Raw genomic sequence first — 25,230 nt, forward strand, 5'->3', positions numbered from 1 at the left:
AAGTCTCACGGGATCGGAGCGGTCCGGTGCCGGCGTCGAGCGGCTGGGTCGACCTCTACTGGCTGCCGCTCGGCGCCGGTGGCGTCGTCGTGCCGCGCTGCGGCTGGGTGTTCGAGCGGCTGTCTGCGCTGCGCGAGGGTCGCCGACCGCAGCCGCTGTTCCACTCCGCGCTCGAGGTGTGCCGCTCGGGCAGCCGCCACGTCATCGAGATGGCGCCGGTGTGGAGCGACGCGTCGCCCGACCGCGGGGTGGTCGTCGAAGGACCGGTCGGCCTGCGCCTGCTCGGCCGGCTGCGTGCCTTCCGCTACGAGGTGCGGCAATGGGAGGACGGCGACATCCCCGACCGGGCGTGGGTCGCCGACGGCCCGGTCCGGGTGAGTGAGGATCCCGTCGTTGCCGACCGGGTGCTCGACGTGGTCGCGACCGTGCCCGCCCTCACCTGGGGCCGCGACGAGCTCCATGCCGGTGACATGTGGAACTCCAACAGCCTGGTCGCCTGGCTGCTCGCTTCGAGCGACGTCGACCTGTCGGAGGTGGCGCCGCCGCGGGGCGGCCGTGCCCCGGGCTGGGCCGCGGGCCTGGCGCTCGCCCGGGACCGCGCCCGCTCCGTCGGCTCGCCGTAGGCACCGGCGCTCAGGGCGTCCGTACGACGACGCGGGTGCCGCTGGGCACGACGACGACGTCCTCGTCGTCGACCGCGTCGGCGAGCACCGGGAGCAGGTCGCGGATCGAGACCATCCCCGCGATGAGCCGCCCCTGGAGAACCGGCAGGTGCCGCACGCCGGCGTCAGCCATCACGCGCGCGGCCGCCACCAAGGTGGCGTCGGCCTGGACGGTGACAAGGTCGCCGGCCATCACCTCGCCGGTGCTGAGATGTCCCAGCTCGGTCCCGGCGGCGACGTGGGCGATGACGTCGCGCTCGGAGACGATCCCGGCGGGGTCACCGTCGCGCAGCACGAGGAGCGCGCCGAGGTCATCGGCCGCGAGGGCCTCGGCGGCCTCCTGGACGGTGGCGTCGTGGTCGATGGTCGCCACGGGCCAGCTCATGACGGCGGAGACCGGGCCTTGCGGGTGGGCGGTCATCGCTCCTCCTCGGACGTCGGGTCGTGCTTCGGTCCCCTCAGTCTTGGTGGCCGGGCCCCCCGGGGCCCGGGCCGAACGTCCTCGCTGCGGTGACCTTGGGCCCGCCTCGGGCCCTGGTCGGGTCTGGGTCGGGCCTTGGTCGTGCCCTGCGGGGACGTTCGGCTCTGCCGCTCCCTCCCAGAGGGCGAGACGGTGGTCGCATGAGGACGGAGCCAGCGGAGACGCCCGGCCGCGCGGCCACGGAGACGCCGCTGGCGGCCAGGGCGGTGCGGGCACGCAAGGTGTACGGGGAGGGCGACACCGCGGTGGTCGCACTGGACGACGTCTCGCTCGACCTGCCGTCGGGTGAGTTCACCGCCATCATGGGCCCGTCCGGGTCGGGCAAGTCGACCCTCATGCACTGCCTGGCCGGTCTCGACACGCTCACAGCGGGCCAGGTGCTGGTCCGCGAGATCGACCTGGCGACGCTGTCCGACCGCGAGCGCACCATCCTGCGCCGCGACCGGCTGGGCTTCGTCTTCCAGTCCTTCAACCTCCTGCCGACCCTCACGGCCGAGGAGAACATCACCCTCCCGGCCGACCTCGCCGGCCGTGCTCCCGACCCGGAGTGGCAGCGGACGGTGGTCGCCAAGCTCGACCTGGGCGCGCGGCTGTGCCACCGCCCGTCGGAGCTCTCCGGCGGCCAGCAGCAGCGGGTCGCGGTGGCTCGTGCGCTCATCTCCCGCCCAGAGGTCGTCTTCGCCGACGAGCCGACGGGGGCCCTGGACCAGAAGGCCGGCACCGAGCTGCTCCGGTTCCTGCGCTCGGTGGTCGACGAGCTCGGGCAGACCGTGCTCATGGTCACCCACGACCCCGGCGCGGCGGCGTACGCCGACCGCGTCGTCTTCCTCGTGGACGGTGCGATCGTCGAGGAGCTCGCCGCTCCGACGCGCGGCGCGATCCTCGACGTCATGAGCCGCTTGGGGGCGTGACAACCGATGCTCCGCGTCTCGCTGCGCAACCTGCTGGTGAACAAGCTCCGCCTGCTGTTGACCGTCATGGCGGTCGTCATCGGGGTGTCGTTCGTGTCGGGCACGTTCGTGCTGTCGGACACCATGGTCAAGGCCTTCGACGAGCTCTACACCGGGCTGACCTCCGGCACCGACGTCGTCGTGCGCTCCAAGAGCGCCTACGAGGCCGACGTCACGACCACGGGGGGCCAGGTGCGCCCGGTGGACGACGGCCTGGTCGAGACCGTGCGCGCCGTGCCCGGCGTCGCGGCCGCGGAGGGCTCTGTCTTCGGGTTCGCGCTGATCATCGACAAGGACGGCGTCCCCATCCAGCCAGGCGGTGCGCCCACGTTCGGCACCAGCATCAGTGCCGACCTCGAGCTGTCCGGCGGCGGGACGATGCGTGAGGGCCGCCCACCCTCCGGGCCGGACGAGATGGTCATCGACGCGCGCACGGCGCACCAGGCGGGCTTCGAGGTCGGGGACGACGTCGACGTCGTGCTGGAGGACGGCCGGAAGACCTACGAGCTCGTCGGCATCGTCGGGTTCGGCGAGACCGACAGCCTGCTCGGCGCGACCCTGTCCGGTTGGGACCTGCCGACGGCACAGGAGGCACTGGGCAAGACCGGGCTGGTCGACGAGATCGACGCCCGCGCCGAGGACGGTGTCAGCGCGGACGACCTCCGGGGCCGGATCGCCACCGTGCTCCCGGACGGCGTCGAGGCCGTGACAGGCGAACAGGTGGCCGAGGACAGCACCGAGTCGGTCCGCGACGCACTGGGCATCTTCACCACCGTTCTGCTGGTCTTCGCCGGGGTGGCGCTGCTGGTCGGCTCGTTCGTCATCTGGAACACCTTCAACGTGCTCGTCGCCCAGCGCCGCCGGGAGGTGGCGCTGCTGCGCGCGGTCGGGGCGACGCGTCGCCAGGTCCTCGGCGGCGTGCTGTCCGAGGCGGTCGCGATCGGCGCGGTCGCGGGCCTCCTCGGCCTGGTCAGCGGCATCGGTCTCGCCCTCGGCATCCGGTCGCTGCTCGGCCTGGTCGGGGTGGACATCCCCAGCACGTCGCCGGCCATCGAGATGCGCACCGTCGTGGCGGGCCTGGTCGTGGGCCTCGGGGTGACGGCCGTCGCCGCGGTGCTGCCAGCCTGGTCGGCGACCCGCGTCGCCCCGATGGAGGCGCTGCGCGACGTGGTGCCGGTCAGCCGGGGCTCCGGCCGGATCCGGCACCTCGCAGGTTGGGTCACCACGGGCGTCGGCGCGGGGCTCCTGCTGCTCATCGCCCTGATGGGCAACCAGCGCTGGTGGACGGTGATCGCCACGGTGACGACCTTCGCAGGTCTGGTCGTCGTCGGCCCGTCCCTCGCGCGCGGCCTGGCGCGGGTGGCCGACCACGGCCGGCGCGGCAACGGCTGGCGGCTGGCCGCCCGCAACGTCCGCCGGAGCTCGCGCCGCGCCGCCGCGACGGCGCTGGCGCTGACCATCGGCCTGACCGTCGTGGTCGCGGTCTCGGTGACCGCCTCCTCGCTCAAGGACTCGGTGACCGAGGCGGTGAGCGGCGGCAACCGCTCCGACCTCATCCTCGAGGCGGAGGGCGCCGGGATGGGCATCAGCCCTGCGGTCGCCGACCTGCTACGAGTCCGCGACGACGTGCGCGACGTGGTCGAGCTGAGGGAGTGGGGGGCCCAGATCGCGGGCGCGGGGCAGCTGGTGACCGGGCTCGACCCCAGGGGCCTCGATCGCGTCCTCGACCTCGGGATGGAGAGCGGTGCGGTCACCGACCTCGCGCCCGGCCGGATCCTGGTGAGCGCGAGCAACGCCGAGGACCTCGGCGTGCGGCCCGGCGACGAGCTCGTCGTGACCTTCCCGGAGACCGGCCCCGCGACGTTCGAGGTCGCCGGCACGTTCGGTCGGGGCAGCCTGATCAACGCGCACTACGTGATCTCCATGGCTGACTTCGAGGCCAACGTCACCTCGCGGCTCGACGGTGCGATCCTCCTGACCGTGGCCGACGGGATCGGCCCCGACGAGGCGAAGGCGACGATCGAGGAGGCCGTGGCCGAGTACCCGAACGTCGAGGTGAACACCCCTGCCGACATCACCCGCGACGCCCGCGCCTCGGTCGACCAGCTGCTCGGGATCGTCACCGCGTTGCTCCTCCTGGCCGTGGTGGTGGCCGTCCTCGGCATCGTCAACACCCTCGCGCTCTCGGTGGTGGAGCGGACTCGCGAGCTCGGGCTGATGCGCGCGGTGGGTGCGACGCGACGGCAGGTGCGCGCGGTCGTGCGCCGGGAGTCGGTGCTGATGTCGTTGCTCGGGGCACTCACCGGCGTGGCGCTGGGCGTCGGGTCCGGGGCCGCCCTGGCCAGAGCCCTGGGCGACGAGGGCATCACCACGGTGTCGGTGCCCCTGCTGACCGTGGGGGTCTACTTCGCGATCGCCGTGGCGGTCGGCGTGCTGGCCGCGCTCGGTCCCGCGCGGCGGGCGAGCCGGGTCGACGTCCTGCGCGCGGTCACGACCGAGTGAGCCGACGCCGTAGCGTGGCGGGATGAGCCGCGCGGTCCTCGTCCTCAACGCCGGGTCGTCCTCGCTGAAGTACCGCGTGCTCGACCCCGTCTCCGAGGAGACCGCCGTGCGCGGCACGGTGGAGCGCGTCGACGAGAGCGGCTGGGACGGTGCGTTCGAGCAGGTCTCCTCCGCGCTGTCCGAAGGGGGTGTCGACCCGGCGGACCTGCTCGCGGTCGGGCACCGGGTGGTCCACGGCGGTGACCGCTACACCGGGCCGACCCGGGTCGACGACGACGTGGAGCGGGGCATCGAGGAGCTGGTGGCACTTGCGCCGCTGCACAACCCGCCGGCGCTCGCCGGGATCCGGGCCACCAGGACGACGTTTCCCGACCTGGCGCAGGTGGCGGTGTTCGACACCGCCTTCTTCGCCGACCTGCCGGCCGCCGCGGCGACGTACGCCCTCGACCGCGACGTGGCGCGCGAGGCCGGCATCCGCCGCTTCGGCGCCCACGGGATCAGCCACCAGCACGTCGCGGGTGAGGCGGCGCGGTTCCTCGGCCGACCGCTCGAGGAGCTCTCGCTGGTGGTGCTGCACCTCGGCAACGGCGCCTCGGCCGCTGCCGTGCGGGGCGGTCTCCCGGTCGACACCTCGATGGGGCTCACGCCGCTCGAGGGCCTCGTGATGGGCACCCGACCCGGTGACATCGACCCGGGCGTCCTCCTCCACCTGCTGCGGCGGGGGTACGACGCCGACCGGCTCGAGGAGCTCCTGCACCACCGCTCTGGGCTGCAGGGGCTGGCCGGCGTGCACGACTTCCGCGACCTCGGTGAGGCGGTCGCACGCGGCGACGGCGCGGCGCGGACTGCGTACGACGTCTACTGCCACCGGCTGCGCAAGTACGTCGGTGCCTACCTCGCCGTGCTCGGCGGGGCCGACGCGATCGTGTTCACCGCGGGCGTCGGCGAGCACGCCCCCGACCTCCGCGCCGACGCGCTGGACGGGCTCTCCGCCCTCGGCGTCGAGGTCGACGACGCGCGCAACCGCGGGGCCGCCGGCGGCCCCCGCCGCATCAGTGCCGACGGCTCCCGGGTCGCGGTGCTCGTCGTACCGACCGACGAGGAGCTCGCCATCGCACGCCAGGTCCACGACCTCCTCGGCGGTTGATCTCTCCCGCGGGGACTCGGCCTGGCTCAGTTGCGGTCGGCGGGCGACTCCGGCTGGGCGGTCGTCGAGGGGGAGGCACCGGCCTCGGGTGACAGGTCGCCCCACGACCAGTCGCGGACCTCGGGCAGGTCCTCGCCGTGGTCGCGGGTCCAGGCGCGGGCCCGGCGGCGCAGGTCACCCATCTCCTGGCGAAGGGCCGCGGCGTGCGAGCCGAGCGACGGGACCCGGTCGATGACGTCCATGACCAGGTGGAACCGGTCGAGGTCGTTCATCATCACCATGTCGAACGGCGTGGTGGTGGTGCCCTCCTCCTTGTAGCCGCGCACGTGGATGTTGTCGTGGTTGGTGCGGCGGTAGGTCAGGCGGTGGATCAGCCACGGGTAGCCGTGGTAGGCGAAGATCACCGGCTTGTCGGCGGTGAAGACCGTGTCGAAGTCGCGGCCCGAGAGCCCGTGCGGGTGCTCGGACTCGTCCTGGAGCCGCATGAGGTCGACGACGTTCACGAAGCGCACCCGCAGGTCGGGGAGCCGCTCGCGCAGGATGCTCGTCGCGGCGAGTGCCTCGAGGGTCGGCACGTCGCCGGCGCTCGCGATCACGACGTCGGGGTCGTCGCCGTCGTTCGAGGCCCAGTCCCAGATCCCCACGCCGCGCGCGCAGTGCAGGTCGGCCGCGTCGGCGTCGAGCCAGTCGAACTGCGGCTGCTTGCCGGCGACGACGACGTTCACGTAGTGCTCGCTCGCGAGGCAGTGTGCCATCGTCGAGAGCAGGGTGTTGGTGTCCGGCGGCAGGTAGACCCGGACCACCTCGGCCTTCTTGTTGACCACGTGGTCGATGAACCCGGGGTCCTGGTGGGAGAAGCCGTTGTGATCCTGCCGCCACACGTGCGAGCTGAGCAGGTAGTTGAGCGAGGAGATGCGCGGCCGCCACTCCAGCTCGCGCGTGGTCTTCAGCCACTTCGCGTGCTGATTGAGCATCGAGTCGACGATGTGGATGAACGCCTCGTAGCAGCTGAAGACGCCGTGCCGGCCGGTGAGCAGGTAGCCCTCCAGCCAGCCCTGGCAGGTGTGCTCGGACAGGATCTCCATCACGCGGCCGCTGGTCGCGAGGTGCTCGTCGACCGGCAGGATCTCGCCGGCGAACACCTTGTCGGTCACCTCGTAGACCGCGTCGAGCCGGTTGGACGCCGTCTCATCGGGCCCGAAGACCCGGAAGTTGTCGGCGTTGTCGCGGACCACGTCGACGAGGAAGCGGCCGAGCTCGCGGGTCGGCTCGTGCACCGAGCCACCCGGCGACGGTACGTCGACCGCGTGCGCCCGGAAGTCCGGCAGGTCGAGCGGTCGACGCAGGCGCCCTCCGTTGGCGTGCGGGTTGGCGCTCATCCGCCGGTGGCCCTCGGGGGCGAGCGCCCGCAGCGACTCGACCAGCCGCCCGTCCTCGTCGAAGAGCTCCTCGGGCCGGTAGGACCGCATCCACTCCTCGAGCTGCGCACGGTGCTCGTCGTTCTCCCTGGTCGCGGCGAGCGGCACCTGGTGCGCGCGCCAGGTGCCCTCGACCTGGACGCCGTCGACCTCGGCGGGCCCGGTCCAGCCCTTGGGCGTGACGAGCAGGATCATCGGCCAGGGCCGGCGCTCGACGTCGCCGCGCTCTCGCGCAGCCTCCTGGATCTCGCGGATCCGGTCGTGCGCCTGGTCCATGGCGGCGGCCAGCTGCTGGTGGACGTCGCCCGGGTCGTCGCCCTCGACCGTCAGCACCTCGTGCCCGTAGCCGCGCAGCAGGCTCACGAGCTCCTCGCGCGGGATCCGCGCCGGGACGGTGGGGTTGGCGATCTTGTAGCCGTTGAGGTGGAGGATCGGCAGCACCGCACCGTCGTGCACGGGGTCGACGAACTTGTTGGCGTGCCACGACGCGGCCAGCGGGCCGGTCTCGAACTCGCCGTCGCCCACGACCGCGGCGACCACGAGGTCGGGGTTGTCCATCGCGGCGCCGTAGGCGTGGGAGAGCACGTAGCCGAGCTCACCGCCCTCGTGGATCGAGCCCGGGGTCTCCGGGGCGACGTGGCTCGGGATGCCGCCCGGGAACGAGAACTGCCGGAACAGCCGCTGCAGCCCGACCTCGTCGTCGCCGACGCGCGGGTAGACCTCGGAGTACGTCCCTTCCAGCCACGCGTTGGCGACGGCCGCAGGCCCGCCGTGCCCCGGCCCGGCGAGGAAGATCGCGTTGACGTCGCGCTCGCGGATCAGCCGGTTGAGGTGGGTCCAGAGCAGGTTGAGCCCGGGCGTGGTGCCCCAGTGGCCGAGCAGCCGCGGCTTGATGTCCTCGCGCTCCAGCGGCCGGCGCAGCAACGGGTTGTCGAGGAGGTAGATCTGCCCGACCGACACGTAGTTGGCGGCACGCCACCACGCGTCGAGCAGTGACAGCTCGTCCTCGCTGAGGCGGGCGGGCGGGGTGGTCTCGTTCTCGTCGCTCACGGCGGTCCACTCCTCGGTCGTCGGGCGTCGTGCGTCGGCAGGGCGCTGGTCCTCAAACGTGGGTGACCGGCGCGGCCCCCGTCAAGCGTGTGGGAGCGAGGTTGGATCACGGCTGGGGTCGCGCCGGCCGGCGGCAGACCGTTGCGCCCGCCACCGGGGGCCTGGGGCCTTCGCGCGGATGACCTTGGCCCCTGTGGTGCGCAGCCGGGGTCGGGTGGGCTGGTCGCAGGACCAGGAGAAGAGGAACCACTCATGTCTGCGCTGTCCCACGACGGGTCGTCCGTGCCCGCGGTGGACGCGAGCGGCAGCGAGGGGCTCTCGGCGGCCGAGGCGACGCGCCGGCTCGTCGAGCACGGTCGCAACGAGCTCCCCGTCGATCCGGGCCCGTCGGTCGCGGCGCGCGTGCTCCACCAGCTGACCGACCCGATGATCCTGCTGCTGTGCGCGGCGCTCGTGCTGGTCGTGGCCGTGGGGGACACCTCCGACGCGGCGATCATCGCCGCGGTCGTCGTCCTCAACACCACGGTCGGGGTCGTCCAGGAGGTGCGCGCCCAGCGGGCGGTCGACGCCCTCTCGCGGATGGCGGCACCGGTCGCGCACGTGTGGCGGGACGGCCGGCTCCTCGCGCTGGCCGCGTCAGACGTGGTGCCGGGCGACGTCGTCAGGCTCGAGGCGGGGGACGTCGTGCCGGCCGACCTGGCGGTGCTCGAGGCGAGGGACCTCGAGGTCGACGAGTCCGCGATGACCGGTGAGTCGCTCCCCGTGCGCAGGGACCCGGCCGAGGAGATCCTCGCCGGCACGGTCGTGACGCGGGGCCGCGGGGTGGGCCGCGTCGTCCGCACCGGGACGGCGAGCGCGCTCGGCCAGATCGCCGCGCTGGTCGGGGGACGGGTCCGCCCCACCCCGCTGCAGCGTCGCCTCGCGGTCCTCTCGCGCCAGCTGGTGGTCGTGACGGGCGCGCTGTGCCTCGTCGTCCTCGCGCTGGCGCTCGCGCAGGGGGAGTCGTGGCCCAGGGCCGCGGTGCTCGCGGTCAGCCTCGGTGTCGCGGCCGTGCCCGAGTCGCTGCCGGCGGTCGTGACGATCTCCCTCGCCCTGGGCGCGCACCGGATGGCCAGGCGTCACGCGGTCGTGCGTCGACTGCCGGCGGTGGAGACGCTGGGCTCGGTGACCGTGGTGGCCTCGGACAAGACGGGCACCCTGACTCCGGGCGTGCTCACGGTCCGCCGGCTGTGGACCCCCGAGGGTCCGTGCGAGGTCTCGGGCACGGCGTACGGCCGAGCCGGTGCGGTCACCGGGTCAGGGTCCGCCGTGAGCGGCGCGACCCGGTTGCTGCGGGACGCGGCGCTGTGCAACGACGCCACCCTGGTCGCAGGTGCCCACGACGACTGGCAGCCGGTCGGGGACCCGTTCGACGTGGCACTCCTGGTCGCCGCGGCCAAGGTCGGGGCCACGTCGGAGACTCTCGGCGGGTGGACGCGGGTGGACGAGACACCGTTCGACAGCGCGCTCGGCTGGGCCCGCACCGTCCACCGGGCGGCGGACGGGACGCGGCTCGAGGTGGTCAAGGGCGCGCCCGAGACCGTCCTGGCCCTGCTCCCGGCCGGACCAGTCGCCGACCGCGCCGCCGCGGAGGCCCGGCGGCTGGCCGCCGAGGGGCACCGGGTGCTCGCCGTCGCCGAGGACCGCGCCTGGGCCGGCCTCGTGGCCGTGATCGACCCGCCGCACCCGGCCGCAGCGACCGTCGTCGAGCAGTGCCGGGAAGCCGGCATCCGCACCGTCCTCGTCACCGGCGACCACCCGGCGACGGCGAGCGCGATCGCCGCGCAGGTGGGCATCCTGGGAACGGGGCGGGTGGTCGAGGGCGCCGCAGTGGCGCGGGGCGAGCACCTCGACCGGGTCGAGGAGATCGACGTCTACGCCCGGATCCGGCCCGAGCAGAAGGTGAGCATCGTCGAGGCGTGGCAGGCGTACGGCGCGGTGGTGGCGATGACGGGCGACGGGGTCAACGACGCTCCGGCCCTGCGCCGTGCGGACATCGGCGTGGCGATGGGCGGCCGCGGGACCGAGGTGGCCCGACAGGCCGCGGACCTGGTGCTCGTCGACGACGACCTCGGCACCCTGGTCGTCGCGGTGGCCGAGGGGCGCCGGATCCACGCCAACATCCGCACCTTCCTGCGCTACGGCCTGGCCGGTGGGGTCGCGGAGGTGGCGGTCCTGCTCATCGCCCCGCTGGCCGGCCTGGGGATCCCGCTCACGCCGGCGATGATCCTGTGGGTCAACATGCTCACCCACGGCCTGCCGGGGGTGGCGTTCGGCGGCGAGCCGCTCGACCCCGCGACGATGCGGCGCCCTTCGCCCGCCCCCGACCGATCGATCCTCGACCGCGTCCTGGTCGGGCAGATCGCGTTCGCCGGCGCCCTGGTGACGGCGACGTCGCTGGCCGCCGCGTGGTGGGCGTCATGGGCCGGGAGCGACGTGCGGACGGCGGTCTTCCTCACCCTGGGGCTGGGCCAGCTCTTCGTGGCCCTGGCCCTGAGGGCTCCACGCACCCCGCGGACCTGGCGCTGGAACGAGCGCGGCCTCGAGCTCGCCGTCCTGTGCGCCGCAGCGCTCCAGGTCGGCGGAGCGGCGCTCCCCGGCCTGGCCGGGTTGCTCGGCACCGAGCCGCCCCGGGTGGCCGAGCTGCTCTGGCTGGTGCTGCTGGCGGTCCTGCCGGGCGTGCTGGTGCGGCTCACCCGGGCGCATCCGGGTAGCGGGCCGGAGTCGCGACCGACCCCGGTCCGCTGAGCGGCGGCGCGAGGACCGCGCGGGACCCCACTCGCTACCGGCCCCGCTTCCTGCGGTCAGGCTGCCGGCCTGACCCGGCCGCGGTCGGCCGGGCTCAGTCGTCCTCCCAGTAGGGGCCGTAGTCGGCACCGGGCCGGTAGACCAGGCGCGGGTCGACGACGACGCGCTTGCGGGTGACGGTCTTGTACGTCGTGACCTCCTCGCCGTCGGGACCCCGGTGCACGACGGGGACGCGGAAGTGGAGGTAGGACGTCGTGTAGGCGTTGCGCGAGTTGCCCGGCCGCCACTCGAAGTTGAACTGGCGGAGGTACTGGCGGGCGGTCCTCCGGCCCGGCACCGACACCAGGATCTCGTCGTTCACCGAGCCGAGCGCACCCCAGTTGGACGAGCCGGTGAACACCAGCTGGGCGTTGGGGTCGCCGGCGTAGTTGCCCTGGATGATCAGGAACTTCTGGTGCGAGTAGTAGTCGAGGGTGAGGTCGAGCTTCTCGTCCGGGTTGTTCTTCGGGTCCTCGTTGTTCTCGGGGTGGTAGTCGAACCCGGTCGAGCGCAGAGGCATCCGACCGCGCGGCGTCATGGCGCCGAGGTGACCCTTGGTGCGCGCGCCCACGAGCCCGAAGCTGAAGCGGGCCTGGCAGCCCTCCGCGAACTTCCGCCGGTAGGCGTCGGCGAGGTAGTTGCCGCGGTGCCCGCGGATCGTGTGCATGTTGACGGCCAGCTTGGTGCGGACCCGGCGACCGTCGGCCGCGACCGTGATGCACTGCACGCGGTTGAGGATCTGCACGATCGGGTCGTTCTTGGGGCCGACCAGCTTGGGGAAGGTCACGGTGGTCCCCTTGTCGATCGCGTCGTCGCACGCGACGCCGTTGGCGGGGATGCCGCAGAACGCCGGGAACGGCTTCTGGGCCTTCTCGTAGTCCTTCTTCATGTCGTCGAAGAGCGCGACGTACTGCTGGAACAGCTCCTTGTCGCCGTCCATGAGGTAGAGGTCGTTCCACTGGTGCCGCATGGCGTTCATCGTCAGGTTGTGCGAGCCGAAGAACAGCGCCCACTTCGAGCCACCGGCCTTGGTGAACGTGTAGAACTTCGTGTGCAGCAGGCGCTTGCGGTTGTCGGTGCGGCAGCCCGAGTGGCACTTGTAGATGAAGTCGCGCTTCTTGACGTTGGTGCCGAGGTAGCCGCGCAGCATCTTCATCGCCTTGGTGTCCTGGTGGTCGTTCAGCAGGATCTGGACGTGCACGCCGCGGCGCTTCGCCGCGATGAGCGCCTGGGCGACCGGGATGCGGTCGAAGGAGTAGAGCGCGATCCGGATGACGGAGCCCTTCTTGGTGGCCTTGATCGCGCGCAGGATCTGGCGCTCGATGCGCATGCGGGAGTCCCAGCCGCCCCGCGGGTTGTTGAAGTACGCGCCCGTCGGCACGTGGTAGCGCCCGCCGCGTCCTCGCGCGGCCGTGCCGCGGTCGGCCTCGGCGGTGGTCTTCGTCGCCGAGCCGGACGGGGCGGCCCCGGAGGCCGGCCCGGAGGCCGCCCCGGAGGCCGCCGGGCTGGACCGGTCGTCGGCTGCCGTCACCGCCCTGGCCGGGGTGGTCGGGCCGATGCTCGTGACGAGCATGGTCGAGACGGCGGCGGCCACGAAGGCCGGGATCTTGTTCAACGTGTTCCCTTTCGGACCGGAGACTCCCTCCGCACCATTGACGCGCGGAAGCCGCCAGAGGTTCGCTCTCCCTGCACGCATTCTGCGGGATGCTTCGGCGATCACCGCGTCACCGCGCGATGAGATGCAGGATGCGGACAGGTCAACACAGGTCACAGAACGAGCCGGCGCGACGTCGAGAGGGTGTCGGCGGCGGGACGGCACGGCGCGGCCGGCGCCGGTCGGGGGCCGGTCAGGGGAGGGCCGGGGGGAATCCCGGGTGACGAGAAGTGCTTGCTGTGGATAGAACTACGGCGAGGAGGTCGGATGGCACTGCTGAACCCCAGTAGGGCACCTGCGGTCGTACGACGCACGGTGAGCAGCGTCGCGCCCACCGTCCTGCGCGCCCTCCTCGAGCTCGCCCTGGTGCTCGTGGTCTTCGAGCTCTACCGCGCCGGCCGGCTCCTGGCCCGCGGCGAGAGCGCCGCGGCGTACGAGCACGCCCTGCAGGTGCACCACCTCGAGCGCGCCCTCCACCTGCCCTCCGAGGCGTGGGTGCAGAGCCTGGTGCCGTGGGAGTCGGTGCTGCACGCGGCGAACGTCTACTACTTCTCGGTGCACTTCCCGACGATGATCGCCTTCCTCGTCTGGGGCTATCTGTTCCGGCCGCGCGCGGAGTACCGCTGGGCGCGCAACCTCGTGATCGCCCTGACCAGCATCGCGCTCGTCGTGCACATCGTGTTCCCGCTGGCGCCGCCGCGGATGTTCCCCCAGTGGGGGTTCGTCGACACGATGGCGGCCTACGGTCCCAACGCCTACTCCGGCGCGAGCGGCGCGATGGCCAACCAGTTCGCCGCGATGCCGAGCCTCCACATCGGGTGGGCCGCGCTCATCGCCTACGTCATCCACCGCACCGGGCCGCGCTGGCTGGCGTGGATCGCGACCGGCCACATGCTGCTGACCGTGCTGGTGGTCGTGGTCACCGCCAACCACTACTGGATCGACGGGCTGGTGGCACTGCTCCTCCTCGCGGGCGTGGTCCTGGTGATGCGCCACCCCGGACCCGGCCGAAACGCCCCGGCGGAGAGGGACGCCGTGTTACACCTCCCTCATGGGGACAGCTGACGGGGTCGAGCCCGGCGAGGTCGACCGGGCCGCGCTGCAGCTCATCGCCGAGGGCGTGACCGAGCTCGCCGGCTTCGAGCTGGCGGCGATCAGCATCGTCCACGACGGCCGCCTGCACACGATCGCCATCGCCGGCTCCGCGCACGCCGACCCCGAGCCCTCGACGCTCCAGCCGAAGGTGTCGGCTGTGCTCGCCGAGCTCGAGCGCGCGGAGGACTGGGGGTCGCTGAAGTTCCTCCCGGCCGAGCGCCAGTCGCGCGAGCTGGCCGACCTCTCCTTCATCCCCGACCTCGCGCCGGTGGACGCCCCGGACGCCTGGCACCCCAACGACCTGCTCGTGGCGCTGCTCGAGGACGACGCCGGGCAGCTGCGCGGCGTCCTCTCTGTCGACGTGCCGCGCAACGGGCTGCGCCCCGACACCGAGCAGCGCCGGGTGATCGAGCAGCACGCACGCCAGGCCGGCCGCGCGGTCGTGACCCTGCTGGAGCGGCACGAGTTCGAGACCGGGATGCACCGCGAGCGCGCCACCTCCGACTACCGTGGCCAGCTGATCGACGCGCTCTCCCACCAGCTCCAGAACCCCGTCGCGGCGATCACCGGCAACCTCGAGCTCCTCTTCGACCAGCTCGAGCCCGGTGACACCAGAGAGCGGCCGCTGCGCGCGATCGAGCGCGCCACCGGCCGCATCCAGTCGATGATCGAGGACCTCCTCGCGCTCGCGAAGGTCAACAACCCCGACCGGCCGCTGCACGAGGTCGAGGTCGACCTCGTCGCGCTGGTCCGCGACGTCGGCGACTCGGTGCGCGCCGAGGCCGCCGCCGCCGACGTGAAGGTGCGCCTCGACCTGCCCGCCGGGCCGCTGCTGGTGAGCGGCGACCCCGGCGAGCTCGAGGACCTCGTGGGCAACCTGCTCTCCAACGCCCTGAAGTACTCCGACGCCGGCGGCTCGGTGACCGCGACCGCCCAGCGCGTCGTGCAGGGCGGCACGGCGTACGTCGAGCTGTGCGTCGCCGACGAGGGCATCGGCATCGCGCAGGAGGAGCAGGGCCGGCTCTTCGAGGAGTTCTTCCGCTCCGAGAGCGTCGAGGCCCGCACCCGTCCCGGCACCGGGCTCGGCCTGACGGTGGTCGAGCGCGTGGTGCGCCGCCACCGGGGCCGCATCGAGCTCGAGTCCGAGCTCGGCGACGGCACGACGTTCCGCGTGCTGCTGCCGGCGCTGGGCTGACTGCCGCGTCAGACCGGAAGGCGGTCGGCGCGGGCCTCGACCAGGACCTCCGGCGCGGTGAGGCGCCAGGCCTCGAAGGTGAGCTCGGCGAGCTCGTCTCGCTCGATGCCGTCGAGGCGGACGACCACCCAGCCGAAGCCGTGCGCGGTGTACTGCACCTCGAAGACCTCGGGGCGCTCGGCCACCAGCGCGAGCTGCTCGGCGATCGTCTGCTTGAGGCCGACCGTGCTCGTGCGCGGCCAGAGGTAGCCGAAGGTCCGGCGACCGACGTCGAACGCCGACCACCGCTCGCGGTCGTGCTGGGTCACGTCGTCGAGCTGGTGGACCAGCTCGACGAAGTCCGCGATCGCACAGCCCACGCCCGAAACCTAGTCAGACCGGCCGACACCGGCGAGGGTGTCGCCATGCGCACCCGGACCATGACGACCGACGCCGGCGACGTCGCGCTCCGCGAGTGGGGCGACGAGACCGGTGCGCGGCTGGTCGTCGCGCTGCACTCGATGGGTCCGGTCTCGACCGGAGCCCTGTTCGGCTGTGCGGTCGGCCCGCTGGTCGACGCCGGCTACCGCGTCGTCGCGCCGGACCTGCCGGGCTACGGGATGACCCCGGCCCTGCGGGCCGAGGAGTACGACGTCGCGCTCCTGGCCGACCTCGTCTGGCAGTGGGTCGACGCGCTCGGGGCGACCGGACCGGTGACGCTCCTCGCGCACAGCTGGGGCGGCGCGATCGCGATGCACATGCAGTCGCGCTCGCCGGGGGTCCTCGCGGCGCTCGTGCTGGTCGACAGCGGCCACCTCGACTACGCCGACGTGAACGGCGCCGACGCGGACCTCTCCCTCGACGACTGGGTGGCGCGCGCCCGGGAGCGGCGGCTCGAGGTCGCGGACCGGCAAGCCCTCGCGGAGGCCGTCGAGGTCGACGCCGACGATCCGCTGATGGACGATCTCCTGCTCGGCATGGTCGAGGACGACGACCATCTGGTGTCGCGGGTGACCCCGGAGGCCCAGGGCGCCGCGCTCTTCCATCTGGCCCGGGCGCGGCAGAGTGCGACGTGGCCGGCGCTCGGGGCCGCCGGCACGCCCACGCTGCTGCTGCTCGCGACCGAGCCGGAGTCGGCCCGCGAGCAGAACGAGCGGGCCGGGCAGGCCTTCCGAGACGCCGTCCCACAGGCCGACGTACGCCTCGTCGAGGGCGCCACACACAGCCTGGTCACCGACCTGCGCGCGGAGCTGGGCCGGACCGTGGCCGAGTGGCTCGGTAGGTAGATGCCCTGCGGGGCATCGAGCGCATCGCCTACCGTTCTCCGGATGGATCCGTTGACCCGACGCTCCCTCGTGCGCGGCGCGGCGCTCGTCGCGCCCGCTGCCCTCCTCGCCGCACCCGGCCGCGCCGAGGGGCTCGAGCCGCCCGACGACGCGGTGCTGCGCGGGCGCGGCTGCGCGCCTCGCGAGAAGGTGGCGGTGCTGCTCAAGCGGGACATGAGCGGCACGCACCAGGGCCGCATGCACGGCGTCCCGTCGTCGTACAACTGGGCCAAGCGCCCGCGCATCGGCGCCGGCAACCACCCGGACCGGCTCGGCTTCCACGCGATCAGCGCGTGGGGCCAGGTCTACGAGGACCTCCACGGCAGCCCGGCGCGCAACGTGCGGGTCGCCTGCCGCGACATCGCGGTGTGGATCCTGTCGCGGCGGAGCGGCACGTGGCGCCGCTGCAACGCCTCGAAGCGGGTCAACGGCGCCAACTACGTCGAGGACTTCAGCGGCAACGCCAGCAAGCCGGCCGACCTCCGCAACGAGCCCGACGGCGCGGTCTCGGCCACGCTGGGCGGTGGCTACAACTTCCACCTCTACTCGATCCGCGCCCGCGCGAAGATCGACCCGTCCGACGTCGCCGGGGTGGTCGTGACGTACTCCGCGCGGGTGATCATGGACGACCCCCACGGCGTCGACGAGCGACACCTCGCGCGCTACCTCGCCAGCGCCGGCGCCGACTACTGGCTCGACCGGTACGTCGGCGCCCGGCCCGGCGCCGTCCGCGACGTCGGGATCGGCAAGGCGCGCTACCTCACCCCGGACTGGCTGACCCTCACCATGTCGACGCTGTCGCTGCGCACGCTCCAGGAGTACCCGCCGCCGATCTGCGTGCGCGGCCGGGGCTGACCCTCACGCTCGCGCCCCAGGCCGAGACATGGCCTAGGAGGCAGGTTCCTGGACGTGCTCCGGCCTCTTCTCGTCGCCGTGGCCGGGCCACCAGGCGGCGTGCCCGATCATCGAGGTGATCGCCGGCACGAAGAACATCGCCATCACGAACGCCGACACCAGGATGCCGAAGGCGAGGGCGAAGCCCATGGAGAGGAAGAACGAGTTGCCGGCCAGCATCAGCGACGCGAACGTGCCGGCGAGGATGACACCGGCGGCGCCGACCGTCGGCCCGGCGTGCTTGACCGCTTCGGCCGCGGCGGCGCGTGGCTCCAGCCCGTCCCTCGCCTCCTCCCGCAGCCGGGCGATCATCAAGATGTTGTAGTCGGTGCCGAGCGCGACCACGAACAGGTAGACGTAGATCGGCAGCAGGAAGAGCAGGCCGGCGTCGCCCTTGATGTTCTGGAAGACCAGCGCGGTGGCGCCGAGCGTCGCCCCGAAGCCGAGCGCGACCGCGCCCATGAGGTAGAGCGGTGCCACCAGGCTGCGCAGCAGCAGCGCCAGGATCACCATGATGACCAGGGCCGCGACCGGGAAGACGACGGAGTAGTCGCGGTTCATGGCGGCCTGGAAGTCGACGTAGACCGAGGTGATCCCGCCGACGAGCGCCTCGGTGCCGTCGGGCGCCGCCTCGTGGGCGGCGTCGCGGATCGGCCCCTTGACCGCGGCGATGGAGGCGTCGGACGCGGGGTCGCCGTCGAGGAAGACGCTGAACTGCGCCACCGTCCCGTCGTCGTTGGTCTCGGCAGGCGCCGTCTGCGCGACGCCGTCGGCGTCGGCGAGGGCCGCTTGGAACGACGAGAGCTCGTCCTCGCTCAGCCGGTCACCGTCGGTGGAGCGGAGGAACACCGTGGTCGGGTCGGTGGCGCCGGCCGGGAAGCCCTTCTCCAGGGTCCTCAGCGCGACCGCCGACTCCTCGTCGCCCGCGGTGCTGCTGCCGCCGAGGTCGAAGGAGGGGTTGAAGGAGAACGCCGCGATCGCGAGGAGCGCGAGGACGCCACCCGAGACCAGGGCGTAGCGGCCCGGGTTCCGCGACAGCGAGGCACCGACCGCGGCGAACCGCGCCGCCTCCGGCTCCTTGAGGTAGCTCTTCGACGGCCAGAACAGGGCGCGGCCGAGGACGGTGACGACCGCCGGCACCAGCGTCAGGGCGGCCAGCAGTGTGACGGCGACCGCGATCGCGAGCGCCGGGCCGATCGACCGGAAGATGCCGAGCGAGCTGAGGACCAGCGCCATGAAGGCCACGATCACGGCACCACCGGCGGAGGCGATCGCCTCACCCGCCCGCTCGAGGGCGTGCGCCACGGCGGGGCGCTTCTCCTCGCCCTCGCGCAGCCGCTCGCGGTAGCGGAAGAGGAAGAACAGGATGTAGTCGGTGCCGATGCCGTAGAGGACCACGACGAGGATCGTCTGGATGTCGCTGCTGGCCTTCAGGTCGAAGACCTTGTTGGCGGTCGCGATCAGCCCGGTCGCGATCTGCGAGACGATCGCCACCACGATGATCGGCATCAGGCAGATGAGCACGCTGCGGAAGATCAGCGCGAGCAGCACGATGATCAGCAGGATCGTCGCCAGCCCGACGATGAGCAGGGCCTTGTTGCCGGACTCCTGCTGGTCGTAGCCCTGCGCGACCGTGCCGGTGACGCCGTACTCCAGGTCGCCGGTGACCGACTTCTCCAGGTCCGCGCGCAACGCCTTCACCGCGTCGAACGACGCCGTGTCGTAGCCCGTGACGTCGTCGGAGAGCCCGACGACGGCGAGCTGGACGAGGCCGTTCTCGGATGGCGGCTGCACCTGGATGCCGGTGAACGCCTTCTTCAGGTCGCCGCTGCCCATCTTGCCGCTGATGTCGTCGACGACCGACTCGACCTGGGCCTGGTCGTCGGACGTGAGCTTGCCGCCGTCCTTGCGGTCGAAGACCACGATCGCGGCGACCTGGCTGGTCGAGCCGAACGCGTCGTCCTGGAGCTCGAAGGCCTTGATCGACTCGTAATGGCCGGGCAGGAACTCGGCCTGGTCCTGGGTGGCCTTGAAGGCGGGTGCCAGGCCGACCACAGCGACGGCGAACACCACCCACGCGGCGATGACGAGCCAGGGACGGCGGGAGGCGAGACGACCGAGGGCACCGAACATGCGGGCGAACCTATCGGCCGGACCCCGGGTCGGGTCATCCGGGTTTTTGCTCGAGGACGACCCGCAGGATCCGGTCGTCGCCGGGTCGCGGCTCGGAACGGCCGTCGCGGTTGGAGGTGGTGACCCACAGCGAGCCGTCGGGCGCCAGGACGACCGAGCGGAGCCGGCCGAGCTGGCCCGCGAGGTGCTGCTCGGTCCGGCCGGCGTCCGGACCGTCGAGCACGACGGACCAGAGGCACTCGCCCTGCAGCGCGCCGAGCCAGGCGCGTCCGGCGGCGATCGCGACGCCGCTGGGGGAGCACTGGTCGACGGGCCACTCGGCCAGCGGGTCGGCGTACCCGCCCGGGCCGTCGGTGCCCTCGACGTCGGGCCAGCCGTAGTTCTTCCCCGCCTCGACGAGGTTGAGCTCGTCGGCACCCTTGTCGCCGAACTCGGCCGCCCACAGCCGGCCGGTGCCGTCGAACGCGAGGCCCTCGACGTTGCGGTGCCCGTAGCTCCACACCGGGTTGCCGAACGGGTTGTCACGCGGCGCCGTCCCGAGGTTGGTGATGCGCAGCACCTTCCCGTCCAGCGAGGCGGTGTCCTGTGCGGCGGCGGGGTCCTCGGCGTCCCCGGTGGAGACGTAGAGCATTCCGTCGGGGCCGAAGGCGAGCCCGCCGCCGTTGTGGTGGGTGGACGTGCCGATGCCGGTGAGGATCGGTGTGGGGGCGCCGAGCGTCGTGCCGTCGAAGGAGAAGAGCACGACCCGGTTGTCCTCGTCGGTGGAGAGGTAGGCGTAGACGATCCGGTTGTCCGCGAACGCCGGGTCGAGGGCGAGCCCGAGCAGGCCGGTCTCGCCGCCCTCGTCGAGCCGGGAGCGCACCTCCAGGGTGCCGAGCGGCTCGGCGCGGCCGTCCGCGACCCGGAGCAGCCGACCGGTGTCGCGCTCACCGACCAGCGCGGTGCCGTCGGGCAGGAGCGCAATGCCCCACGGGACCGCGAGCCCCCTCACCACCTCGCCGGCGACCCGAGCGTGCGGGGCGCCGGTGGCGGTGGGCGCGGATGCCGGCGTGGTCGGCGTGGTCGACTGGGCGGGCGACGGGGGCGGCGTGGATGACGGCGTGGGTGCCGGCGTAGGTGCGCCGGTCGGCTCGTCGCCGCTGCAGGCCGCCAGCGCCGCCAGCGGGGCGAGCGCGCTGCCGCGCAGCAACGTCCGCCTCGTCGTCCGTGCGCCCATGCGACCACCGTAGGGCCGTGGGCCGGGCGTAGGTTGCGAGCCGTGGGCATGGAGGAGCTCGACCCCATCGAGACCGCGTCCGTCGACGAGCTGAGGTCGCTGCAGACCGAGCGGCTGCGAGCCACGCTGCGGCACGCGTACGCGAACGTCGCGCACTACCGCGAGACATGGGACACGGCCGGCGTGCACCCCGACGACGTCCGCGACCTGTCCGACCTGGCCAGGATCCCGCTGACGAGCAAGGACGACCTGCGCGCCCACTACCCGTTCGGCATGTTCGCGGTGCCGCGCGAGGAGGTCGTCCGCGTGCACGCGTCGAGCGGCACGACGGGGCAGCCCACCGTCGTCGGCTACACCGCCGGCGACCTCGACGTGTGGGCGTCGGTGATGGCGCGGAGCATCCGCGCCGCCGGTGGCCGGCCGGGCGACGTGCTCCACAACGCCTACGGCTACGGCCTGTTCACCGGCGGGCTCGGTGCGCACTACGGGGGCGAGCGGCTCGGGTGCACCGTGGTCCCGGTCTCCGGAGGCATGACCGAGCGGCAGGTCCGGCTGATCACGGACTTCCGCCCGCGGGTCATCATGGTGACGCCGTCGTACATGCTGGCGATCGTCGACGAGATGCGCCGCCAGGGTCTCGACCCGCGCGAGTCGTCGCTGGAGGTCGGCATCTTCGGGGCCGAGCCCTGGACCGACCAGATGCGGCTCGAGATCGAGGACGTGCTCGGCATCGACGCCGTCGACATCTACGGGCTGTCGGAGGTGATCGGTCCCGGCGTCGCCCAGGAGTGCGTCGAGACCAAGGACGGCCTGCACGTCTGGGAGGACCACTTCTACCCGGAGATCGTCGACCCCGTCACAGGCGAGGTCCTGCCCGACGGCGAGCGGGGCGAGCTCGTCTTCACCTCGCTCACCAAGCAGGCCATGCCCGTCGTCCGCTACCGCACCCGCGACCTCACCCGGCTGCTGGCGGGTACCGCGCGGACCATGCGCCGGATGGAGAAGGTCACCGGCCGCACCGACGACCTGATCATCCTGCGCGGGGTGAACCTGTTCCCGACCCAGATCGAGGAGCTGCTGCTCACGCTCCCGGCGCTGGCGCCGCACTTCCAGTGCGTGCTGAGCCGCACCGGCACGCTCGACGACCTCACGGTCCGGGTGGAGCGTCGCGGGGACGCCTCGTCATCCGACGGCGACGCGGCCGGCGCCGAGCTCGAGCGGCTGGTCAAGGCCACCATCGGGGTCTCGGTCGCGGTGCACGTCGTCGAGCCCGACGGCATCGAGAGGTCCGTCGGCAAGATGCGCCGGATCGTCGACCAGCGCCCTGAGCGTTGATACCTGGATCTGATACCCCCGCGAGCTTCGGCCCCCAGTCCGTGGCGCCAGCTTCGCGGCGCCTGGCTCGCTGGCGCTCGCTGCGGCGCAGGCGCCACGGCTCGGAGGCCGATCGCGGGGCGCCTCGCTGCGCTCGGAACTACCGGGTCGCTTCGCTCCCACCGCTCCCAGTGCGCTGCATACCCACGCTTCGTCGCCTTGCTGATCGATCAGCAACCCGGGGAGGTGTGTGATCGATCAGTAACCCGGGGACGTGACTGATCGATCAGCAACTCCGGCACGAGGGCGGGCTCGTCGACGGACCTCACGCGGCCAGTTCAGGCGGTCCAGCGGAACGTGGTCAGCACCGAGTCGATGAGCGCGGGGTTGGTGGCGGCGTCGCGCTCGAGCAGGACGAAGTCGAGGCCGACGTTGCGCTCGTTGCGGATCGTGGTGAACGTGTGGTGCTCCAGCGGCTCGCCCTTGACCGTGTAGCGGACGTGCAGGAAGGGCTGGCCGTCCAGCTCGACGTCGGGGAGTCGCTCGCCCTTCGCGCCCGGCGGCAGCGTGTCGAGGGTGCTCTCCGCGAGCGAGTCGAGCGACGCCCCGCCGCTGATGTCGCCGCTGTCCACCAGCTGCAGCGAGCTCTGGCCCTTGGCGGCCGCGGAGGCGTACTCCAGGATCTCGGGCTGCTTCTTCCACCCCGCGGGCGCGGTGACGGTCGACGAGGCCTCGTCGAGCTGGATGCCGGTCGCAGGCGCCACCGAGGGGTCTGCGACCGAGTCGGAGGCGGACGGATCGGTGGGGTCCGGGGACGTCGGTTCGGACGTCGTCTGGCCGGTCGCTCCGGTCGACGGGGAGGCGGACGACGTCGGCCCGGGCTCCTGCTCCGGGTCGTCGTCACCGCAGGCGACCAGCCCGGCCGAGAGCGACAGCAGGAGCGCGGGCAGCAGGACCGCCCGGGTGCCGGCAGCGGAACGGCGTTGCCTCGTCACGTGGTCCTCCAGTCGCGGGGTCGGGCCACTGGGGGACCCGGATCCACCGCCGATCACGGTAGCGCGGTCTCTCTCCGCAGCCGGGTCGCGGGCGCGAAGCGCAATGGGAGCGGTGGGAGCGCAGCGACCCGGTAGTTCCGAGCGCAGCGAGGCGCCCCGCGATCGGCCTCCGGGCCGCGGCGACCGCGCCGCAGCGACCGCCAGCGAGCCAGGCGCCAGCGAAGCGTCGCCGCGGATTGGGGGCCGAAACTCGCGGGGGTATCCAGTTGGCGCCGCTTGGTTTGCCTTGACGCTCGCGGGGTAGCACTCTCGTACCCGGCAATCGGACACTCGGGAGCGACGACATGCTTTTGCCAGACGTGGGCACGGTGGTGAACGCCCTGCCATCCCTCGGCATCTCTGAGGACTTGGCCAACGACGTGCGCGCCTTCCTCGACGAGAGCGCCGGCGAGCTGAAGGAGATGACTCCGGACAACGTGCTGGCCAGCGCGTTCGGCAGCTCGCCCGCGAGCCGGCAATGCTCGAGTGACGCCCACAAGGCCCGCGCGCACGTCGCCCAGGCGCTCGTCGACATGGGTGCCGCGCTGATGGGCTACGGCGGGGTCGTGACCGACCTCTACAAGGACGTCAAGGTCATCGACGAGACCGCTCAGGCCGACCTGACGAAGAAGGCCGCTGCGGCCGACGCCTGCATCGCGCCGTCCTTCGCCGCACCGAGCCAGTGCACGCTGCCGGGCAGCAGCTCGGAGGGCAGCTGACGTGCTCGGGCCCCAGCAGCAGCGCCTCGCGGCGTACGTCGCGAACGCCGACCCGGAGCCGCTCCATGGAGCCAGCACCCAGTGGGCGCAGGCCGAGAGCCTCCTGCGGCGTCTCTCGACCCAGCTCGACGCCAAGGCCAAGGAGTTCGGCCACAGCGAGGAGTTCAGCGGCAGCACCGCGACGGCGGCGAGCACGGCGTTCAGCAGCTCTGCCAAGAAGATGAGCGACCGGGCCGACCAGATGCACGACGGGTCGGAGGCGTTCCGGCGCGCGGCCAACGCCATCCACACGGCCAAGCAGGCCAACAGCCAGTTCGCCGAGCACGCGGGGGCGCAGCCGCCCAAGCAGCCGGCCGACCTCACCGACGTGCAGGCGCAGAAGGACTGGAAGACCAGCAACAACCAGTTCTGGAACCACTACGACAAGAGCGAGACGGCTGCGGGCGACGCGATCACCGCGCTGACGCAGAACCACACCGAGCAGGCCGCGGTGTTCGCCAAGATCCACGGCGAGCCCCCGCCGCCCCCGCCTCCGCCGCCCCCGGGCCCCAACCCGGTCAACGCCGGCACCCCGCCCACGACGACCACGCACGTGCCGGTGGGCACGCCCGTCGACCACCACAACGACTGGGACCCGGGCAACCACGACCACGACGACACCAACGACACCAACGACACGACCGACGACACCACCGACGAAACGACGGACGACCCGACGGTCGACGACCCCACCGCCGACCCCGGCATCCCGCAGGGTCCCGACCCCACGCAGGGCTCGCCCTTCCCGACCGGCGGCGGCGTCCCCGGCGGTGTCGGCACGGTCGGCGGAGGCGCGGGTGCCGTGGGCGGCGTCGGCGCGGTCGCGGGTGGTGCGCTCGGCGGAGCAGCGGCGGCCGGCCTGGCGGCCGGCGGTCTCAACGGCGGGCTCAACGGCTTGGTCGCGGGCGGTGGCGTCCGCGGCGGACTCTCGTCCAGCGGCGTCCGCGGCATCGGGTCCACCTCGCGCACCGGCGTCGGCTCGGTCCTGGGTCGCGGCACGGGCGCCGGGGCGCGCGGAGCCGGAGCACGTGGCGCGGGCGCTCGCGGTGCGGGTGCCGGTGGCACGGCGGGCCGCAACGGCCGCGGTGGTAGCCGGGGCGCGGGCGGTCGAGGCACGACCGGGCGCGCGGGCTCCCGAGGTGCCGGAGCCGGCGCGGGCGCCGGCCGCGGCGGCGGCAAGGACAAGAAGCGCCAGGGCGAGGAGCGCGACCTCTTCGACGACGGCGCCGACTGGATCGACGACGAGGACGTCGCCCCCGGCGTCCTCGACTGATATGTGAGTGCTGGCTGTCAAGGGCAGGGTGAGGCGCCGCCGGGTCGGGTGACCTGGCGGCGCCTCGTCGGTCTCGGGTGGGTGACTGCTTCGCAGCGTGTCTTGGCGACGCGCGGTCGAGACTGATATGCGCGGGTTGGTTACCGCATGACGGCGTTCGGCAGGAGCGCTCCGCTTCTCTGAGGTCGAGCGTCACCAGTCGGTCTGGTGGCTCACAGTCGAAACGTGGGTCGGCTCCTCGCGCTGCACGTCGCAGTCGGCTCAAGCCCGAGACCGGGCTTGGCGGGGCGCGGGCCTATTCCAGGATGGCCAGGGACCAGCACC

At 72.8% G+C, this 25,230-nt stretch carries 19 protein-coding genes; 12 read left to right on the forward strand and 7 right to left on the reverse strand.

What is annotated here, in order from left to right; genetic code table 11:
- The first annotated feature begins 26 nt into the window (after positions 1-26).
- Positions 27-623 (forward strand): hypothetical protein, encoded by a 597-nt coding sequence (locus tag G514_RS0105220; RefSeq protein WP_028650890.1) that lies wholly within the window; start codon positions 27-29, stop codon positions 621-623.
- A gap of 10 nt (positions 624-633) precedes the next feature.
- On the opposite strand, the gene G514_RS25015 is transcribed toward G514_RS0105220, so the two are convergent.
- Positions 634-1,083 (reverse strand): CBS domain-containing protein, encoded by a 450-nt coding sequence (locus G514_RS25015; protein WP_051246844.1) that lies wholly within the window; start codon positions 1,081-1,083, stop codon positions 634-636.
- Positions 1,084-1,283: 200 nt separating this feature from the next.
- Between G514_RS25015 and G514_RS0105230 the strand changes: the two genes are divergently transcribed.
- Genes G514_RS0105230 through G514_RS0105240 form a run of 3 tightly spaced genes read left to right on the forward strand, consistent with a single transcriptional unit; the run spans position 1,284 to position 5,742 of the window.
- Positions 1,284-2,054: an ABC transporter ATP-binding protein gene (locus tag G514_RS0105230; protein WP_028650891.1), complete on the forward strand. Its 771-nt coding sequence runs from the start codon at positions 1,284-1,286 to the stop codon at positions 2,052-2,054.
- 6 nt (positions 2,055-2,060) lie between these two features.
- Positions 2,061-4,595, forward strand: coding sequence for an ABC transporter permease (locus tag G514_RS0105235; RefSeq protein ID WP_028650892.1), 2,535 nt, complete (start codon positions 2,061-2,063; stop codon positions 4,593-4,595).
- A 22-nt stretch (positions 4,596-4,617) separates the two neighbouring features.
- On the forward strand, positions 4,618-5,742 hold the full coding sequence (locus G514_RS0105240) for an acetate/propionate family kinase (protein WP_028650893.1): 1,125 nt from the start codon (positions 4,618-4,620) through the stop codon (positions 5,740-5,742).
- A 26-nt stretch (positions 5,743-5,768) separates the two neighbouring features.
- Here G514_RS0105240 and G514_RS25020 read toward each other — a convergent pair whose 3' ends face one another.
- On the reverse strand, positions 5,769-8,210 hold the full coding sequence (locus tag G514_RS25020) for a phosphoketolase family protein (RefSeq protein WP_084151796.1): 2,442 nt from the start codon (positions 8,208-8,210) through the stop codon (positions 5,769-5,771).
- Between the two features lie 252 nt (positions 8,211-8,462).
- Here G514_RS25020 and G514_RS0105250 point away from each other — a divergent pair, with 252 nt between their 5' ends.
- On the forward strand, positions 8,463-10,997 hold the full coding sequence (locus G514_RS0105250) for a cation-translocating P-type ATPase (RefSeq protein ID WP_051246847.1): 2,535 nt from the start codon (positions 8,463-8,465) through the stop codon (positions 10,995-10,997).
- Between the two features lie 94 nt (positions 10,998-11,091).
- Here the strand turns inward: G514_RS0105250 and G514_RS0105255 are convergent, their stop codons facing one another.
- Positions 11,092-12,651, reverse strand: coding sequence for a phospholipase D-like domain-containing protein (locus tag G514_RS0105255; RefSeq protein WP_028650895.1), 1,560 nt, complete (start codon positions 12,649-12,651; stop codon positions 11,092-11,094).
- Between the two features lie 354 nt (positions 12,652-13,005).
- Between G514_RS0105255 and G514_RS25025 the strand changes: the two genes are divergently transcribed.
- Together G514_RS25025 and G514_RS28990 are read left to right on the forward strand one after the other, a co-directional pair.
- The gene (locus G514_RS25025; protein WP_051246851.1) at positions 13,006-13,755 is read left to right on the forward strand and encodes a phosphatase PAP2 family protein; all 750 of its coding nucleotides are present in this window, start codon (positions 13,006-13,008) and stop codon (positions 13,753-13,755) included.
- Positions 13,742-14,980, forward strand: a complete 1,239-nt coding sequence (locus G514_RS28990) for a sensor histidine kinase (protein WP_051246854.1) — start codon at positions 13,742-13,744, stop codon at positions 14,978-14,980. The genes G514_RS25025 and G514_RS28990 overlap by 14 nt, the downstream gene beginning before the upstream one ends.
- An 8-nt stretch (positions 14,981-14,988) precedes the next feature.
- On the opposite strand, the gene G514_RS0105275 is transcribed toward G514_RS28990, so the two are convergent.
- Entirely contained in the window at positions 14,989-15,339 is a 351-nt protein-coding gene (locus tag G514_RS0105275) for an MmcQ/YjbR family DNA-binding protein (RefSeq protein WP_028650896.1), read from the reverse strand.
- Positions 15,340-15,384: 45 nt separating this feature from the next.
- Here G514_RS0105275 and G514_RS28995 point away from each other — a divergent pair, with 45 nt between their 5' ends.
- Together G514_RS28995 and G514_RS0105285 are read left to right on the forward strand one after the other, a co-directional pair.
- Positions 15,385-16,245 carry an alpha/beta fold hydrolase gene (locus tag G514_RS28995; RefSeq protein WP_028650897.1) on the forward strand — a complete coding sequence of 287 codons (861 nt, stop codon included), beginning with the start codon at positions 15,385-15,387 and terminating at the stop codon, positions 16,243-16,245.
- A gap of 42 nt (positions 16,246-16,287) precedes the next feature.
- On the forward strand, positions 16,288-17,139 hold the full coding sequence (locus tag G514_RS0105285) for a hypothetical protein (protein WP_157544614.1): 852 nt from the start codon (positions 16,288-16,290) through the stop codon (positions 17,137-17,139).
- Between the two features lie 33 nt (positions 17,140-17,172).
- Here G514_RS0105285 and G514_RS25045 read toward each other — a convergent pair whose 3' ends face one another.
- Positions 17,173-19,311: an MMPL family transporter gene (locus G514_RS25045; RefSeq protein ID WP_036563664.1), complete on the reverse strand. Its 2,139-nt coding sequence runs from the start codon at positions 19,309-19,311 to the stop codon at positions 17,173-17,175.
- A gap of 34 nt (positions 19,312-19,345) precedes the next feature.
- Entirely contained in the window at positions 19,346-20,527 is a 1,182-nt protein-coding gene (locus tag G514_RS0105295; RefSeq protein WP_036563666.1) for a PQQ-dependent sugar dehydrogenase, read from the reverse strand.
- 48 nt (positions 20,528-20,575) lie between these two features.
- On the opposite strand from G514_RS0105295, the gene paaK reads away from it, so the two are divergent.
- Positions 20,576-21,862 (forward strand): phenylacetate--CoA ligase PaaK, encoded by a 1,287-nt coding sequence (gene paaK / locus G514_RS0105300; RefSeq protein ID WP_036563668.1) that lies wholly within the window; start codon positions 20,576-20,578, stop codon positions 21,860-21,862.
- A gap of 317 nt (positions 21,863-22,179) precedes the next feature.
- Here paaK and G514_RS0105305 read toward each other — a convergent pair whose 3' ends face one another.
- Positions 22,180-22,836: a hypothetical protein gene (locus G514_RS0105305; protein WP_028650901.1), complete on the reverse strand. Its 657-nt coding sequence runs from the start codon at positions 22,834-22,836 to the stop codon at positions 22,180-22,182.
- Between the two features lie 344 nt (positions 22,837-23,180).
- On the opposite strand from G514_RS0105305, the gene G514_RS0105310 reads away from it, so the two are divergent.
- Both G514_RS0105310 and G514_RS25050 read left to right on the forward strand, forming a co-directional pair.
- Positions 23,181-23,594, forward strand: a complete 414-nt coding sequence (locus tag G514_RS0105310; protein WP_157544615.1) for a hypothetical protein — start codon at positions 23,181-23,183, stop codon at positions 23,592-23,594.
- 1 nt (position 23,595) lies between these two features.
- Positions 23,596-24,906, forward strand: coding sequence for a hypothetical protein (locus G514_RS25050; protein WP_036563670.1), 1,311 nt, complete (start codon positions 23,596-23,598; stop codon positions 24,904-24,906).
- Positions 24,907-25,230 lie beyond the last annotated feature (324 nt).

This window comes from Nocardioides halotolerans DSM 19273 (genome assembly GCF_000422805.1).
Classification (GTDB): Bacteria; Actinomycetota; Actinomycetes; order Propionibacteriales; family Nocardioidaceae; genus Nocardioides; species Nocardioides halotolerans.